General features: G+C 75.1%; 11 protein-coding genes. 7 read left to right on the top strand and 4 right to left on the bottom strand.

The window, feature by feature from the left end; all coding sequences use genetic code 11:
• Positions 1-29: 29 nt before the first annotated feature.
• The gene (locus RM555_RS06770) at positions 30-3,764 is read left to right on the top strand and encodes an ABC transporter ATP-binding protein/permease (protein WP_311410916.1); all 3,735 of its coding nucleotides are present in this window, start codon (positions 30-32) and stop codon (positions 3,762-3,764) included.
• 39 nt (positions 3,765-3,803) lie between these two features.
• Here the strand turns inward: RM555_RS06770 and RM555_RS06765 are convergent, their stop codons facing one another.
• From RM555_RS06765 to RM555_RS06750, 4 genes are all read right to left on the bottom strand, one after another.
• Complete coding sequence (locus tag RM555_RS06765) at positions 3,804-4,871, bottom strand: NADH:flavin oxidoreductase/NADH oxidase (protein ID WP_311410915.1); 1,068 nt, start codon at positions 4,869-4,871, stop codon at positions 3,804-3,806.
• A gap of 190 nt (positions 4,872-5,061) precedes the next feature.
• Positions 5,062-6,366 (bottom strand): dicarboxylate/amino acid:cation symporter, encoded by a 1,305-nt coding sequence (locus RM555_RS06760; RefSeq protein WP_311411032.1) that lies wholly within the window; start codon positions 6,364-6,366, stop codon positions 5,062-5,064.
• A gap of 260 nt (positions 6,367-6,626) precedes the next feature.
• The gene (locus RM555_RS06755; protein WP_311410914.1) at positions 6,627-7,262 is read right to left on the bottom strand and encodes a DUF998 domain-containing protein; all 636 of its coding nucleotides are present in this window, start codon (positions 7,260-7,262) and stop codon (positions 6,627-6,629) included.
• Positions 7,255-8,220 carry a glutathione S-transferase family protein gene (locus tag RM555_RS06750; protein ID WP_311410912.1) on the bottom strand — a complete coding sequence of 322 codons (966 nt, stop codon included), beginning with the start codon at positions 8,218-8,220 and terminating at the stop codon, positions 7,255-7,257. Before RM555_RS06750 ends, RM555_RS06755 begins: the two co-directional genes overlap by 8 nt.
• 107 nt (positions 8,221-8,327) lie before the next feature.
• Here RM555_RS06750 and pcaF point away from each other — a divergent pair, with 107 nt between their 5' ends.
• The 6 genes from pcaF (at position 8,328) to RM555_RS06720 (ending at position 16,739) form a co-directional block, all read left to right on the top strand.
• Positions 8,328-9,533 (top strand): 3-oxoadipyl-CoA thiolase, encoded by a 1,206-nt coding sequence (gene pcaF, locus RM555_RS06745; RefSeq protein ID WP_311410911.1) that lies wholly within the window; start codon positions 8,328-8,330, stop codon positions 9,531-9,533.
• Positions 9,534-9,838: 305 nt separating this feature from the next.
• A complete protein-coding gene (locus RM555_RS06740) occupies positions 9,839-10,657 on the top strand; it encodes an SAM-dependent methyltransferase (protein WP_311410910.1) in 819 nt (272 codons plus the stop codon).
• A gap of 4 nt (positions 10,658-10,661) precedes the next feature.
• Positions 10,662-12,839 carry a putative bifunctional diguanylate cyclase/phosphodiesterase gene (locus RM555_RS06735; RefSeq protein WP_311410909.1) on the top strand — a complete coding sequence of 726 codons (2,178 nt, stop codon included), beginning with the start codon at positions 10,662-10,664 and terminating at the stop codon, positions 12,837-12,839.
• A complete protein-coding gene (locus RM555_RS06730) occupies positions 12,836-13,336 on the top strand; it encodes a DUF456 domain-containing protein (protein ID WP_151456927.1) in 501 nt (166 codons plus the stop codon). Before RM555_RS06735 ends, RM555_RS06730 begins: the two co-directional genes overlap by 4 nt.
• A 666-nt stretch (positions 13,337-14,002) precedes the next feature.
• Complete coding sequence (locus RM555_RS06725; protein ID WP_311410908.1) at positions 14,003-15,364, top strand: glutamine synthetase family protein; 1,362 nt, start codon at positions 14,003-14,005, stop codon at positions 15,362-15,364.
• A gap of 19 nt (positions 15,365-15,383) precedes the next feature.
• Positions 15,384-16,739 (top strand): aldehyde dehydrogenase family protein, encoded by a 1,356-nt coding sequence (locus RM555_RS06720; protein ID WP_311410907.1) that lies wholly within the window; start codon positions 15,384-15,386, stop codon positions 16,737-16,739.
• Positions 16,740-16,741 lie beyond the last annotated feature (2 nt).

The raw sequence follows: 16,741 nt of genomic DNA, 5'->3' as shown, positions 1-16,741 counted from the left end.
GCCCCGGTCTGCGGAGAAGGGACTCCGTCATGCGTCTGCTCCGGGACATGTGGGCGACCTCGCCCCGCCGAATGGCGATCGTGACCTGCCTGATCGTGCTCGGCGCCGGGGGCCAGGCCGCCGCCGCCGCGCTGGCCGGCCCCGTCCTGGTGCACCGCGCCGCCGGGTTCTTCGCGCTGCTCGCCGTGGCGCTGGTCGCCGCCGTCCTCACCGACCTCGCGGTGAGCCTGCTGATGGCCGGGCTGACCGCCGACTGGTCCGCCGACGTGCGGCGCCGGCTGTGCCGGGTCGCGCTCGGGCAGGACCTGCCGACCCTGGAGACCACCCCGGTCGGCGAGCTGCTCGACCGCATCGACGGCGACGTCTACCAGGTCGCCGCCGCGGTGCGCAACCAGGGCGTACGGATCGCGCAGGGCCTCGCCGCGGGCGTGCTGTCGACCGTCGTCGCCCTCGCGGTGTGGTGGCCGGCCGGTCTCGGGATGCTGCTGCTGACCGTGCTGCTGGCCGTCGGCCTGCGCAAGCCCACCGCGCGGATCGGCCCGGCCCGGATGGCCGAGGAGGAGGCCTGGTCCGACCTCGCCGCGGTGATGGAGGAGGCCATCCACGGCCAGGACGACGTACGCACCAGCCTGGCCCGGCCGTACGTGCTGCGCCTCTACGCCCGGCGGGCCGCCGAGGTGCTCAGTCGCGGGGTGCGCGTGTGGCGGATGTCCGCCCAGGTCACCACCGTGGCCGCCGGCGTCATCCGGGCCGGGATCGCGGCCGTGGTGCTCGGCGGCGCGTGGGCGCTGGTCACCGGTCGGGTCGACGGCGCCCGGCTCACCGCGATCTGGCTGCTGGCCATCGGCTTCGGCATGACCGTCGAGCACGTCAGCCGGATGGTCCCCGAGCTCCAGTACGCCCTCGGCGCCTGGGGGCGGGTGCAGCTGCTGGCGGCCTCCCGGCAGGAGCCCGTGGGCGGGGCCACCCCGGCCGAGGGCGACCTGGTGGTGCGGGGCCTCACCTTCCGCTACGGGGGTGCCGACGACGGGCGCGGCCCCGCGCTGCACGACGTCGACCTGACCTTCACCCGGGGCCGCTCGTACGCGCTGGTCGGCCGGACCGGCTCCGGCAAGTCCACCCTGGCGAAGGTGCTCACCCGGGCCGTCGACGTGCCGCCCGGCACGGTCTTCCTGGCCGGCGACGACGTGTGCGACCTCGACGTCGAGGCGCTGCGCCGGTGGATCGCCGTGGTGCCCCAGCGCACCGAGATCCTCGCCGGAACCCTCGCCGAGAACGTCGCGCTGTTCGATCCGGATCTGCTCGACGCTGCCGCCCGGGCGCTGCGCGAGCTGGGGCTCGACGGCTGGATCGCCGAGCTGCCCGCCGGATTGCAGACCCGGCTGGGCGACGGCGGGCACGTGCTATCGGCCGGGCAGGAGCAGCTGGTCGCCTTCGCCCGGATCCTGGTACGCGACCCGCACGTGGTGATCCTCGACGAGGCCACCGCCCGCCTCGACCCGGTGACCGAGGCGCGGGTGCAGCAGGCCACCGAGCGGTTGCTGCGGGACCGGATCGGCATCGTCATCGCCCACCGCCTCTCCTCCGTACGCCGCTGCGACGAGGTGGTGGTGATGGCCGACGGCGCGGTCGTCGAGGCCGGGCCGCTGGACTCCTCGGAACGCTTCGCCGAACTGCTCGCCACCAGCCACGCCACCGCGTACGCCCACGCGGCGCCGGGCGGTCGCTCCGGCGGGGTCGACCTGCTGACCGGCCCGTCGGACCCGTGGCCGACCACCGGCCCGGACGAGGCCCTCCCACCGGCGACGCCCCCGGTCGGCCCGCCGGCCGTTCCGTCGGCCACGCCCACGGCCGTGCCGCAGGTCGGAGTCCCGGCCGTGCCGCAGGTCGGAGTCCCGGCCGTGCCGCAGGTCGGAGTCCCGGCCGTGCCGCCGGTCGGAGTCCCGGCCGTGCCGCCGGTCGGAGTCCCGGCCGTGCCGCCGGTCGGGGCGGTCCCCGCGATCCCGACGGAGTCGGTCGGGTCGGCCGACGGCCGGGCGGGTCAGGGCGGGTCCGCAGCCCTCGGGGAGCCGGAGCCGACGTCCCCGCGGGGGCTGCGCGGACTGCGGGAGATCCTGCGGCTGTGCCTCAACGACGCGCGCTACGGGCTGGCCTCGCTGGCATTGTTCCTGCTGCTCGTCCTCCTCGGGCTGGAGGGGCCGGTGCTGCCGTGGCTCTGGGCGGACGTGGTCGACGGCACCGGCGACCCGTGGCAGCCGGCGCTCGGGATCGTCGTCGGCCTGCTGGTGACCCTGCCGGTGCCGTACCTCAACGGCCTGCGCTTCCCGCAGTGGTGGGTCCGGCAGATGCTGCGGATCAGCCTGCGCCTGGTGCACGGCCAGACCGGACCGCGCCGGGTCAGCCGGCACACGCCGGCGGAGGTGGTGGCCCAGGGCGGCGACACCGAGCGGGTGGTGCAGCTCGCCGACAACCTGATGGACCAGGGGCTCTCGCTGCTGCTCCTGGTCACGATGACCGCCGTCACCGGCAGCGTGGTGCCGGGGCTCTTCTTCGCGGGCACGATGCTCGTCTCCGGACTCGCCGCCTCGCTGTTCGGTCCCCACCTGGAACGGTCGGCGCGGGCCACCGTCGCGGCGCGGGCCGCGTTCGCCACCGCGCTGGTCTCCTCGCTGTCGGCAGCCCGTACGGTCAAACTCGCTGGGGCCACCCGCCCGGTGCTGGCCCACCTGGCCGACCTCGACGTGGTGCGCAGCGACCGGCAACGCCGGGAGATCTCCGTGCAGGTCTGGTCCCGCTCGACCCCGTCGCTGGTCAGCGGCCTGCTGCCGATCGGCGCGTGGGCGCTCTTCCTGGCCGGGCAGCTCTCGGCGGGCGCCACCCTGGTCGCGGTGGCCACCCTGGCCGCCGCCCGCTGGTTCGCGTGGACGACGGCCTCGCTGATCTCGCAGATCCCGTCGGCGCGGGTGTGGACCCGGCGGACGGTGGCGATGACCGGCGTGGAGGCGTACTCGGCGGCGGTGCCGGGGGTGGACCTCGGCGCGGGGACGGCCCCGGCGCCCGTCGTGCCGCCCCGGCACCCGCTGCGCCGGCTGGAGCTGACCGGCTTCGGCGTCCGGCACACCGACGGGACGGTGGCCGTACGCGACGTCGACCTGACGGTGGAACGCGGCCAGCTGGTGCTGGTCGTCGGCCCGGTCGGCTCGGGCAAGTCGTCGCTGTTGCGGGCGCTGGCCGGCATCGCCCCGCACACCGGGCGGCTGACCTGGAACGGCGACCCCGTCACCGAGCCGGAGCTGTTCCTGCGCCCCCACCAGGTGGGCTACGTCGGCCAGTTGCCCCGGGTGCTCTCCGGCACGGTGGCCGACAACATCACCCTCGGCCACCAGGTGGACGCCGCGGCGGCGGTGTCGACCGCCCAGCTCGACCACGACCTGGCGGCGGCCGGCGGCGGGCTCGGGCTGCTGATCGGGCACAAGGGCACGCGGCTCTCGGGCGGGCAGTTGCAGCGCCTCGCGCTGGCCCGGGCGCTCGCCCCCCGTACCGAGCTGCTGGTGGCCGACGACGTGTCCTCGGCGCTGGACGTCACCACCGAGCTGGCGCTGTGGCAGGCGCTACGCGAGCACGGCGTGACCGTGGTGGGTTCGACCTCGAAGCGCGCCGCCCTGGTCCGGGCCGACCACGTCGTGGTCCTCCGCTCCGGCACGGTCGCCGCCCAGGGCCCCTGGCGCGACCTGGAACCCCACTGGTCCCACCTGGCCGGCTGACCCCACCCGGCCCACCGGGCCGGGCCGGGGCCGGACCGGTCAGGTGGCGCGGGCGTACTGGGCGGGCCAGGTGGGGGTGGCGCCGAGCTTGGCGGCGGCCCGGTGCGGCCAGTACGGGTCCCGCAGGAGTTCCCGCCCGAGCAGGACCAGGTCGGCGTCGCCGGACGCGACGATCTCCTCGGCCTGCTCCGGCTCGACGATCAGGCCGACCGCGCCGGTGGCCACCCCCGCCTCCCGGCGTACCCGGGCGGCCAGCGGCACCTGGTAGCCCGGACCGACCGGGATGGTCGCGGTGGCCGACGCGCCGCCCGAGGAGCAGTCGACCAGGTCCACCCCGGCGGCGGCCAGTTCGCCGGCGAGCACCACGCTGTCCTCGGCCGTCCAGCCCGTCGGCTCCCAGTCGGTGGCCGAGATGCGGGTCAGTACGGGCACATCCTCGCCGACCGCCGCACGGACCGCCCGCGCCACCTCCAGGGTGAGCCGCATCCGGCCGGAGCGGTCCCCGCCCCAGCCGTCGTCGCGGTGGTTCGTCAGCGGGGAGAGGAACTCGTGCAGCAGATAGCCGTGCGCGGCGTGGATCTCCACGGCCGCGAACCCGGCGTCGACCGCCCGGCCGGCCCCCGCCGCGAACGCCTCGACGACGCCGGCGATGCCCGCCTCGTCCAGCGCGGTCGGCACCCGGTAGTCGGGCACGAACGGCGCGGATCCCGGGCCGACCGGGGTCCAGCCGCCCTCGGCGTCGGGCACCCCGCCCCGTTGGGCTGCCCACGGGCGGTACGTCGAGGCCTTGAACCCGGCGTGCGCGAGCTGCACGACCGGCACCGCGCCGTGCGCGGCGACGAAGGCGGTCACCGGCCGCCAGGCGTCGACATGCGCCCCCGACCAGAGCCCGGTGTCCTGGGGGCTGATCCGCCCCTCGGGCAGCACGGCGGTGGCCTCGGTCATCACCAGAGCCGCGCCGCCGACCGCCCGGGCGCCCAGGTGCACCAGGTGCCAGTCGGTGGGCAGGCCGTCCGGGCCGGCGGTGTACTGGCACATCGGGGCCAGGGCGATCCGGTTGGGCAGGGTCACGCTGCGCAGGGTCAGCGGGGTGAACAGGACACTCATGCGGTCATCCTCTCGGACGCGGGGAGGACCCCGGGGCGGGGTCCTCCCCGACTCGTCGGGTCGCGCCGGGCCCGGGCACGACGGTCGGCGCGGGCGGCGGCTCAGGCGCGGCTCGGGCGCGGGCGGGCGGGCTCGGGCCCGCCGCGAGCGCCCCGAACGGCTCGGACCGTCCGGGGCGCGCCGGGGCGGCTCAGGCCGGGACGGGGCTCAGTTCCTCGGCGCGGCGCGGGCCGTCGCCGTCGGCGTCCGCCGGGGCGAGCGGCGAGCGCCGGCCCGCCGAGTCGTACGCGGCCCGGTCCAGGGTGCCCTCGCGGGCGGCGACGATCGTCGGCACCAGTGCCTGTCCGGCGACGTTGGTGGCGGTGCGGATCATGTCCAGGATCGGGTCGATCGCCAGCAGCAGACCGGCGCCGGCCAGCGGCAGGCCCAGCGTGCTCAACGTGAGGGTGAGCATCACGATCGCGCCGGTCAGGCCGGCGGTGGCGGCCGAGCCGACCACCGAGACGAAGGCGATCAGCAGGTAGTCGGTGATCCCGAGGTCCACCCCGAAGACCTGGGCGACGAAGATCGCGGCCAGCGCCGGGTAGATCGCCGCGCAGCCGTCCATCTTCGTGGTGGCGCCGAACGGCACCGCGAAGGAGGCGTACTCGCGGGGGACGCCGAGGCGCTCGACCGAGCGCTGGGTCACCGGCATCGTGCCCACCGAGGAGCGGGAGACGAAGGCCAGCTCGATCGCGGGCCAGGCGCCGGCGAAGAAGCGCACCGGGTTGAGCCGGCCGGCGCCCACCAGCAGCAGCGGGTAGACGACGAAGAGCACGATCGCGCAGCCGACGTAGACGGCGGTGGTGAACCTGGCGAGCGGGGCCACCAGGTCCCAGCCGTACGAGGCGACGGCGTTGCCGATCAGGCCGAGGGTGCCGATCGGGGCGAGCCGGATGACCCACCACAGGGCCTTCTGGACGATCTCCAGCAGCGCGCGGTTGAGCGCCACGAACGGCTCCGCGGGCTCGCCGACCAGCAGCGCCGCCGCGCCGACGACGAGGGCCAGGAAGACGATCTGGAGCACGTTGCCGTCGACGAACGCGCCGACCGGGTTGGTCGGCACGATGCCGGTGAGGAAGTCGGTCCACGAGCCGGTCCTCGTGGGCGCGGTGGCGCCGGCGGTGTCGAGGGTGACGCCGCGGCCCGGGTCGGTGAGCAGGCCGAGGCCGATGCCGACGCCGACCGCGATCAGCGCGGTGACGCCGAACCAGAGCAGGGTCTTCAGGGCCAGCCGGGCGGCGTTGGCCACCCCGCGCAGGCTGACCACGCTGACCACGATGGCGGTGAAGACCAGCGGCGGCACGGCCAGCTTGAGCAGCTGGACGAAGAGCCCGCCGACGGTGTCGAGGGTGCTGGCGAGCCAGCTCAGGTCGTTGGCGCGGGCGAGGAAGCCGAGCGCCACGCCGAGGACGAGGCCGAGCAGGATCTGCACGGAGAAGGGGATCTTGCGCAGGGCGGAAGCCATGAGGGTGTGTCCCAGGGTCTGGAGGTCGGAACGGGCAGCGTCAGGAGAGCGGCTGCGCCGGACAGACGCCGCTGGCCTGCAGTCGGAAGTCGACATACAGGCGCACGGTCAGGTGCCAGACGTTGGTCATCGCCGCCGAGGATAACGCCGGCCGTCGATGCTGCGGAAGGAGCCCGTGCGGTGACGCTCCTTACAGATGTAAGGAAGGGGCCCTTCCTATACCGCAGGCGTTAACAGGGGGCCCTTCCTTACCGGCGGAGGGCGACGGCGGTCGCGGTGGCCGTGCCCCACAGGACGGCCACCAGCAGCAGCAGCCGCTCCAGGACGGCGATCAGGCCGCCGCGCCCCACGAAGAGCATGGCCACGGCGGTCGCGCCCGCCAGCGGCAGGGCCGCCGCCAGGGCCACCGCGGCCAGCCGGCGCAGCGCCGACGGCGCGGCCCGGGTGAGCATGACCACCAGCATCGCGAGGACCACCGCGGCCACCGCGAGGATGCTCGCCGCGCCGTGCACCAGGTCCGCCGTGGTCGCCCGCTCGAACGGCGGCAGCGGGCAGCCGGCGCTGCACGTCACCGCCCCGGAGACCAGCGCGAAGACGCTCCCGGCCGCGAGCAGCCCGGCCGCCGCCCGTAGCACCGGGGGCAGCGCCGCCGCGAGCAGCAGCAACCCGGCCGCCAGGGCGAAGACCCCGATCCGGTACGCCGGGGCGTACGCGCTGTCGGTGACGCCCGCCTCGCTGACGTACCCGGTCAGGCCCGGCCCCGGACCGGCGACCACGGCGACGGTCACCGCGACCGCGCCCGCGACGACGCAGGCGGCGGAGGCCGACGCGGCGGCGGCCCGGGGCGGGGCGGTACGCGGGTCGGCCCGGCGCGGCTCAGCCACGCCCGTGCGGCGTGGTCCAGCCGGAGGTGTCGGGGCCGAGCGGGACGATGCCCGTCGGGTTGATCGCCGCGTGGGTGCCGTAGTAGTGCCGCTTGATGTGGTCGAAGTCGACCGTCTCGCCGAAGCCCGGAGTCTGGAACAGGTCCCGCGCGTACGCCCAGAGCACCGGCAGTTCGGTGAGCTTCTGCCGGTTGCACTTGAAGTGCCCGTGGTATGCCACGTCGAAGCGGACCAGGGTGGTGAAGAGCCGCACGTCGGCCTCGGTGATCGCGTCGCCCATCAGGTAGCGCCGGCCCGCCAGCCGCTCGGAGAGCGCGTCGAGCCGGGCGAACAGCGCCGTGAACGCCTCGTCGTACGCGGCCTGCGAGGTGGCGAAGCCGCACCGGTAGACCCCGTTGTTGACGTCCCGGTGGATCTCCGCCATCAGCGCGTCGATCTCCGGGCGGAGCTTGACCGGGTAGAGGTCCGGCGCTCCCGGCCCGTGCAGGCCCCGCCACTCGGTGGACAGGTCCAGGGTGAGCTGCGGATAGTCGTTCGTGACCACCCGGCCGGTGCGGGTGTCGACCAGCGCCGGCACCGTGACCCGCCCGGTGTAGTCGGGGTCGGTGGCCAGGTACGCCTCGGAGAGGAAGCCGATGCCGAGCACCGGGTCGAACCCGTCCGGGTCGAGGGCGAACCGCCAGCCCCGCTCGTCGCGGATCGGGTCGACGGTGCCGAGGGAGATCGCGTCCTGGAGGCCGAGCAGGCCGCGCACGATCCGGGCCCGGTGCGCCCACGGGCAGGCCCGGCACCAGATCAGCCGGTAGCGGCCCGGCTCCAGCGGCCACCGGCCCTGCGCGTCCGGCCCGCCACCGGGCGGGGAGTCGGAGTCCGGGGTGACCCGACCGGTGAACCGGTTGGGCTGGCGGACGAACTCGCCGCCGCCACTGGTCTCTGCGCTGAACTGGGCCCGGGCCATGCCGCCAACCTATCCGCTGCGCGCGCGGATATCCTGGCGGCCGGGCGTCCCCGCGACCCGGAACCGCCCCGCCCCCGCCCCTTCCCACCCCCCGAAGGATCGCGCTGATGACCGTGGCATACCTGGTGGCCGGTGTCCGCACCCCGATCGGCCGCTACGCCGGCGCCCTCGCCGGCGTCCGCCCCGACGACCTGGCCGCGCACGTGATCCGTGAACTGGTCGCCCGGCACCCGTCGGTGGACTGGGCGCGGGTGGACGACGTGATCCTGGGCTGCGCCAACCAGGCCGGCGAGGACAACCGCAACGTGGCCCGGATGGCGGCGCTGCTCGGCGGGCTGCCCGAGGAGGTGCCCGGCAGCACGGTCAACCGGCTCTGCGGCTCCGGCCTGGACGCCCTCGCCACCGCGGCCCGTTCCGTCGTGGCCGGCGAGGCGGACCTCGTGGTGGCCGGCGGGGTGGAGAGCATGAGCCGCGCCCCGTTCGTGATGCCGAAGGCGACCACCCCGTTCTCCCGTACCGCCGAGGTCTACGACACCACCATCGGTTGGCGGCTGGTCAACCCGCTGATGAAGAAGCACTGGGGCATCGACTCCATGCCGGAGACGGCGGAGAACGTCGCCGCCGCGTACGGCGTCGGCCGCGCCGAGCAGGACGAGTTCGCGTACCGGTCGCAGCAGCGGGCCGCGAAGGCGCAGGCCGACGGCCGCTTCGCCGAGGAGATCGTGGGAGTGACCGTGCCGGCGGGGCGGCGCGAGACCAGGCTCGTCGAGGTCGACGAACACCCCCGGGAGACCTCCCTGGAGAAGCTCGCCGCGCTGCCCACCCCGTTCCGCGAGGGCGGCACGGTGACCGCCGGCAACTCGTCGGGCGTCAACGACGGCGCGGTGGCGCTGCTGGTCGCCTCCGAGGCCGCCGTGGCCCGCTACGGCCTCACCCCGCTGGCCCGGGTCGCCGGCGCCGCCGCGGCCGGCGTACCGCCGCGGGTGATGGGCGTCGGGCCGGTGCCGGCCACCCGGAAGCTGCTCGACCGCCTCGGCCTCGGCCTCGACGCGGTCGACGTGATCGAGCTGAACGAGGCGTTCGCCGCGCAGTCCGTCGCGGTGCTGCGCGAGCTGGGCCTGCCGACCGACGCCGAGCACGTCAACCCGAACGGCGGGGCCATCGCGCTCGGGCACCCGCTCGGCGCCAGCGGCGCCCGGCTGGCGCTGACGGCCGCGCTGGAGCTGCGCCGCCGGGGCGGCCGGCGGGCGCTGGCCACCATGTGCGTCGGCGTGGGGCAGGGCATCTCGCTGCTGCTGGAGTCCGCCGGCTGACCCGGGGGCCGGCCAGCGCTGCCGCCGCCGTCCGCCCGGTCCGGGGCTCCCATGCCGTGGGCGACGAAGGCCCTCACCGGCGAAGGCTCGTCACCGGCGGGGGCGGAGCCGTGCCGGCGGGTGGGTCCGTGACGGACATCCGACGGGCCGACGAAGTGGGTCATGGGACCTCCCGGAGCCGGCAGTACGCGGCCTAGAGTGGTGAGCACCACACGACCCGCGGGTCGGCCGGTGCCTCGCGTACCCCCACGTGACCGCGGCACCGGCTCCCTCCCGCACCGCGGCGACGACCATGAGGTGCAGCAGTGCAGATGCCGGACGGACTTCCCGCCGAGATCGACCTCTCCCGGCCGAGCGCGGCCCGGGTGTACGACTACTTCCTCGGCGGGGCGCACAACTTCGAGATCGACCGGCAGCTCGCCGAGCAGATCGCCGCCATGACCCCGAACCTGGCGGCGACCATGCGCGCCGGCCGGGAGTTCCTGCGTCGCGCCGTACGCACGCTGCTCGACGCCGGCATCGACCAGTTCCTCGACATCGGCTCCGGCATCCCCACCGTGGGCAACGTGCACGAGGTCGCCCAGACGGCCAATCCGAAGGCCCGGGTGGTCTACGTCGACATCGACCCGGTCGCGGTGGCGCACAGCCGGGAGCTGCTCGCCGGCGACGAGCTGACCGGGGTGATCCACGGCGACCTGCGGGAGCCGGAGCGGATCCTGGCCGCAGCCCGTGACCTCGGGCTGCTCGACTTCAACCGGCCGCTGGGCATCCTGCTCGCCGGGGTGGTGCACTTCGTCCCGGACGCCGACCGCCCCGGCGAGATCCTGGCCACCCTCCGGGCCGCCGCGGCCCCGGGCAGCCACCTGGTCGTCTCACACTCCACGTTCGAGGACCAGCCGCAGGAGATGCTCGACGCGCAGCGCCTCTCGGCGCGTACCGACACCGAGATCACGCTGCGCTCCCGGGCCGAGGTGACGAGCTTCTTCGGCGACTGGACGCTCCTGGAGCCGGGTGTGGTGCACATGCCGCTGTGGCGCCCCGACTCGCCCTCCGACGTCGACGAGCACCCGGAGCGGTTCGGCGCCTTCGGCGGCGTCGCCCGGTACGACCAGCCCACCGCCTGAGCCCATGGCCGCCGTCCCTGAGCCCGGCGGCGACGACCTCAGCCGGTCGGGCGCCCAGTGGTACGCGGCCGAGTGGGCCAGGGCGGTGCGCCGGCTCGGTTTCGTGCCGCTCAGCGCGGCGGAGACCGAGCGCCTGCTGCACCTGCACACGGTCCGGCTGGCCCAGGCCCTGCTCGCCGAGCCCTTCTCGCCCCTGCCGGCCGAGGAGGTGGGGCGCGCGCTGGTCGAGGAGCACCTGACCGAGCCCCGGGTGCTCGACTGGTCGGTGCGGGCCCTCGGCGACCGGTTCGCCGCCCGGGTGGTGCCGGGCCGGGCCGACGGGGACGGGACGGCGCAACGGGTCGCGGCGTTGCAGGGCGGACTCGCCGCCGGCTTCGCCCGGGCCCTGCGCGACCGCACCTTCGCGCAGCAGGAGCGGATCGCCCGCTCGGCCTGGCAGGCCCGCGACGACGTGGAGCAGGCCCTGCGTGACAGCGAGGCCCGGTTCCGGGCCGTCTTCGTGGGGGCGGCCACGGGGATCGGCATCGCCGGTGTCGACGGCCAGATCATCGACGTCAACCAGGCGTTCGCGGACATGCTCGGCTACTCCATCGAGGAGCTGCGCCAGACCAACGTGGCCGCACTGTTCCACCCCGACGACGCGGCCGGGATGTGGGAGCTCTACCAGGAGCTGATCGAGGGCAAGCAGGACCGGGCCCGGGTGGAGAAGCGCTACTACCGCAAGGACGGCAGCGTGGTCTGGACGGACCTGTCCGTCTCGCTGATCCGCCACGACGACGGCCGGCCCCGGTTCACCGTCGCGATGATCGAGGACATCACCGAGCGGCACGAACTCCAGCAGCGGCTGCGCTTCCAGGCGCTGCACGACCCGCTCACCGGCCTGCCCAACCGGACGCTGTTCTTCGAGACGCTGGGCCGGGTCTTCGACGTCGCCGACGCGGCCCGACGGGTCGGGGTCTGCTTTCTCGACCTGGACGGCTTCAAGGCGGTCAACGACAGCCTCGGCCACGACCTCGGCGACCGGCTGCTCGTGGTGATCGCCAAGCGGCTGGCCGACTGCGTCGCGGGCCGCGGCCACCTCGTCGCCCGGATGGGCGGGGACGAGTTCGTCATCCTGGTCGACGACGGCGCGGGGATCGACGACGCGGTGGGTGTCGCCGAGCTGGCCCTGGCGGCGGTCTCCGCCCCGGTGCGCATCGGCGAGCAGCAGCTCGCGGTGTCGGCGAGCGTCGGGATCGTCGAGTGCCCGGTCGGCGGGACGAGCGCCTCGGAGCTGATGAAGGCCGCCGACACCACGCTCTACTGGGCGAAGGCGGAGGGCCGGGGCCGGTGGGCGGTCTACGACCCGGAGCGCGGTGCCCGGGACATCGCCCGTTCCGCCCTGGCCGCCGGGCTGCCGGCCGCGCTGGACCGGGGCGAGTTCGTCGTGCACTACCAGCCGATCGTGTCCCTGGTCGAGGGCACGATGCTGGCCGTGGAGGCGCTGGTCCGGTGGCAGCACCCGGAGCTGGGGCTGATCGGGCCGGACCGGTTCATCGGGCTCGCCGAGGAGACCGGCCTGATCGTCCGGCTCGGCGAGTGGGTGCTGCGGCAGGCCTGCCGGGACGCGGAGGCGTGGCGGCGCGAGTTCCCCCGGGCGCAGCTGGTGGTCAGCGTCAACCTGGCCGCCCGGCAGGCCGACGACCCGGGGATCGTGGACACCGTGGCCGACGCGCTGGCCTCCACCGGGCTGCCGGCGGATCTGCTGCAACTGGAGCTGACGGAGAGCGCGGTGATGGGCACCGCCGGGGAGCCGCTGCGGTCGCTGCACCGGCTGGCCGCCCTCGGCGTACGGATGGCGATCGACGACTTCGGCACCGGCTACTCGAACCTGGCGTACCTGCGCCGGCTGCCGATCCACTGCCTCAAGCTGGCCGGGCCGTTCGTCGAGGGCATCCGGGGTGAGGACGCCGAGGCGGTGCCCGACCACCGGGACGAACGGATCGTGGACGCGCTGGTGCGGCTGGCGCACGCGCTGGAGCTGTGGGTGACCGCCGAGGCGGTGGAGACCGGGGTGCAGGCCGAGCGGCTGCGCGCGCTGCGCTGCGACACCGGGCAGGGCCGGTTCTTCGGCCCGCCCGCACCGGCGGCGGAGATCACCGCCCGGCTACGTGGCGACGACGACCGGGGAGCGACGGCATGAGCCTGACGGACAGCGAGGCGGCGGTCGCCGTACTCGCCGGGTTGGCGATCCTCGCCGGGCTCGCCGGGGTGGTGGTGCCCGGCCTGCCGGCGCTGCCGCTGTGCTGGGGCGGGGTGCTGGTCTGGGCGATCTTCGGCGGCGCCGGGCCCGGCCGCTGGGCGGTGCTCGCCGCCGCGACCGTGGTCGCCGCGGGCGGCACCGTCGTCAAGTACGCCTGGCCGGGGCGGAACCTGAAACGCACCGGGGTGCCCACCTCGTCGCTGCTCGCCGGTGGCCTGCTGGGCCTGGTCGGCTTCTTCGTGGTGCCGGTGATCGGGCTGGTGCTCGGCTTCGTCGGCGGGGTGTGGGCGGCGGAGCGGCTGCGGTTGGGCGACTCCCGGCTGGCGTGGCCGGCGACGAAGCAGGCGGTCGCGGCGGCCGGCCTGTCCATGCTTGTCGAGTTCCTCGCCGGCCTGCTCGTCGCCGCGCTCTGGGTCGCCGGGCTGCTGCTCACCTGAGCCGGTGCGGGCGGTGCCGGGGTGCTGTGGTGCGGGCGGCGCGGGGCGGGCGTCGGGTACGGCGCAGCGCCGTACGGTGAGAGAGAGGTGACGTGCCCCGCGCCGCCGCGTGCCGGGCGGTCCGAGCGCCCGGCGGTGGCCCGTCGCGATCGGGCCTGGTCACGGGCTCAAGCATGCGGTCCACGAGGCGGCACGGCAAGGCAATTTGCCCGGCTCGGCCGGCCTGCCCACCTGCGGCGCCGGGCTGCCCACCGGCGGCGCCGGCCTGCCCAGCTGCGGGTGCCGGGCGTGCCGGCCGGGGCCGCCGTGTGCCGTCTGCCCCCCTGTCGAGCTGCCCCACCGCACGGGGCAGCTCGACAGGGGGCTGGTCGGGCAAGGGCCGGTCGGGCAGGGGCCGGTCGGACAGGGCGGCGGCAAGGGCGGGACGGACAGAGGCAGGGCGGCAAGGGCGGACGGGGAGGGGCGGACGGGCAGGGGCGGACCCCGCCTTCGCGCTCAGGCGGGCCCGCCGACCCCGGACAGGGGCGGTGGGAACAGAGGCGGCCCGGCAGAGGCGGACGGACAGGGGTGGGCCGGGGTGCGCGCCGGGGCGGTTGCCGGGATGCCCGGCGGGGCATTGACGGTCCACCGGTTCAGCCAGTAGACCTTGGTGATGGAGGCCCGCCGATGAGGAAAGCTCCGCTCACGTTGGAACAGCTGCGGGTCGCCGTCGCAGAGGATGAGATCGACACCGTGGTGCTGGCCCTGGTCGACATGCAGGGCCGGTTGCAGGGCAAGCGGTTCCACGCGCCCTACTTCCTCGACCAGGTGGCCGCGCACGGCAGCGAGGGCTGCAACTACCTGCTGGCCGTCGACGTCGACATGAACACCGTCGACGGGTACGCGATGTCGAGCTGGGAACGCGGCTACGGCGACTTCGCCATGGTGCCGGACTTCGACACGCTGCGCCGGGTGCCCTGGCAGCCGGGCAGCGCGCTGCTCCTGGCCGACCTGGCCTGGCTGGACGGGTCCCCGGTGGTCGCCTCGCCCCGGCAGATCCTGCGCCGGCAGCTCGACCGGCTGGCCGCGCACGGGCTGACCGCGTACGCCGGCACCGAGCTGGAGTTCGTGCTGTTCCGCGACTCGTACGAGGACGCCTGGCAGCGCGGCTACCGGGACCTGACCCCGGCCAACCAGTACAACGTGGACTACTCGCTGCTCGGCACCGCCCGGGTGGAGCCGCTGCTGCGCCGCATCCGGCGGGAGATGGCCGGGGCGGGGCTCACCCCGGAGAGCGCGAAGGGGGAGTGCAATCTCGGCCAGCACGAGATCGCCTTCCGCTACGACGAGGCGGTGGCCTGCGCCGACCACCACGTGATCTACAAGAACGGGGCGAAGGAGATCGCCGCCCAGGAGGGCATGTCGATCACCTTCATGGCCAAGCCGAACGCGCGCGAGGGCAACTCCTGCCACATCCACTTCTCGCTGCGCGACGCCGACGGCCGCTCGGCGATGCTCGGCGACGGGCCGGCGCACCTGTCGACGACCGGGCAGCGGGTGCTGGCCGGGCTGCTGGCCACGATGCGCGAGTTCAGCCTCCTGTTCGCCCCGAACATCAACTCGTACAAGCGCTACCAGCCCGGGTCGTTCGCTCCCACCGCGCTGCGCTGGGGCACGGACAACCGCACCTGCGCGCTGCGGCTGGTCGGGCACGGCCAGGGCATGCGGGTGGAGAACCGGGTGCCGGGGGCGGACGTGAACCCGTACCTGGCGATCGCGGCGCTCGTCGCCGGCGCCGTGCACGGCATCGAGCGCGAGCTGGAACTGGGCGAGGAGTGCACCGGCAACGCGTACGACGATCCGGCCGCCGACCGGGTCCCCGGCACGCTCCGCGACGCCCTGGCCCTCTGGGAGGGCTCGACGGTGGCCGCCGAGGCGTTCGGCGACGAGGTGACGGCCCACTACGCCAACCAGGCGCGGATCGAGCTGACGGCCTTCGACGCCGCCGTGACGGACTGGGAACTGATCCGTGGCTTCGAACGCCTCTGACGGAGGGGAGGGGTCGGGGTTGAGCGAGGTGGTGGATCCGGCTACCGGGGAGGTCGTGGGGTTCGTGCCCGCCACGTCGGTCGGGGAGACCGACGCGGCGATCGCGCGGGCGGACGCGGCCTTCGCGCGGTGGCGCGCGGTGGCGCCGGGGGAACGGGCGCGGGTGTTGCGGCGGTTCGCGGCGGTGGTCGACGCGCACCTGGAGGAGCTCGCGCGGCTGGAGGTGCGCAACTCCGGGCACACCATCGGCAACGCGCGGTGGGAGGCGGGCAACGTCCGCGACGTCCTCGACTACTACGCGGGCGCGCCCGAGCGGCTGACGGGGCGGCAGATCCCGGTGCCGGGCGGGCTGGACGTGACGTTCCACGAGCCGCTCGGCGTGGTCGGGGTGATCGTGCCGTGGAACTTCCCGATGCCCATCGCCGCCTGGGGTTTCGCGCCGGCGCTCGCCGCCGGCAACACCGTGGTGCTCAAGCCCGCCGAGCTGACCCCGCTGACGGCGCTGCGCCTGGCGGAGCTGGCGCGCGAGGCGGGCGTGCCCGACGACGTGTTCACCGTGCTGCCGGGCGCCGGGTCCGTGGTGGGGGAGCGCTTCGTCACCCACCCCGCCGTCCGCAAGGTCTGCTTCACCGGCTCCACCGAGGTCGGCACCCGGATCATGGCCGGCTGCGCCGCCCAGGTGAAGCGGCTGACCCTGGAGCTGGGCGGCAAGAGCGCCAACCTCGTCTTCGCCGACGCCGACCTGGAACGGGCGGCGGCCACCGCCCCGTACGCCGTCTTCGACAACGCCGGCCAGGACTGCTGCGCCCGGTCGCGGATCCTGGTCCAGCGGCCGGTGTACGACCGGTTCCTGGAGCTGCTCGAACCGGCGGTGCGCGCGCTGCGGGTGGAGGACCCGGCCCGGGACACGGCCGAGATGGGCCCGCTGATCTCCGCCGCCCAGCGGGACCGGGTGGCCGGGTACGTCGACGGGGCGAAGATCGCCTTCACCGGCTCCCGCCCCGACGGCCTCGGCTTCTGGTACGCCCCGACGGTGCTGCTCGCCGGATCGACGGCGGACCGGCACTGGCGCGAGGAGATCTTCGGCCCGGTCGTCTCGGTGCTCCCGTTCGACGACGAGGCCGACGCGATCCGGCTCGCCAACGACACCGAGTACGGCCTGTCCGGCTCGGTCTGGACCCGGGACGTGGGCCGGGCGCTGCGGGTGGCGCGGGCCGTGGAGGCGGGCAACCTGAGCGTCAACTCGCACTCCTCGGTGCGCTACTGGACGCCGTTCGGCGGAATGAAGCGCTCCGGGCTGGGCCGCGAGCTGGGCCCCGACGCGCTGCATGCCTTCACGGACGTCAAGAACGTGTTCATCGCGACGGAGGAGTGATC

It is taken from the genome of Micromonospora reichwaldensis (genome assembly GCF_031845925.1).
GTDB classification, from domain to species: domain Bacteria; phylum Actinomycetota; class Actinomycetes; order Mycobacteriales; family Micromonosporaceae; genus Micromonospora; species Micromonospora reichwaldensis.
The sequence above is the reverse complement of the archived record's forward strand: the minus strand, read 5'-3'. Positions and strand labels throughout refer to the sequence as shown.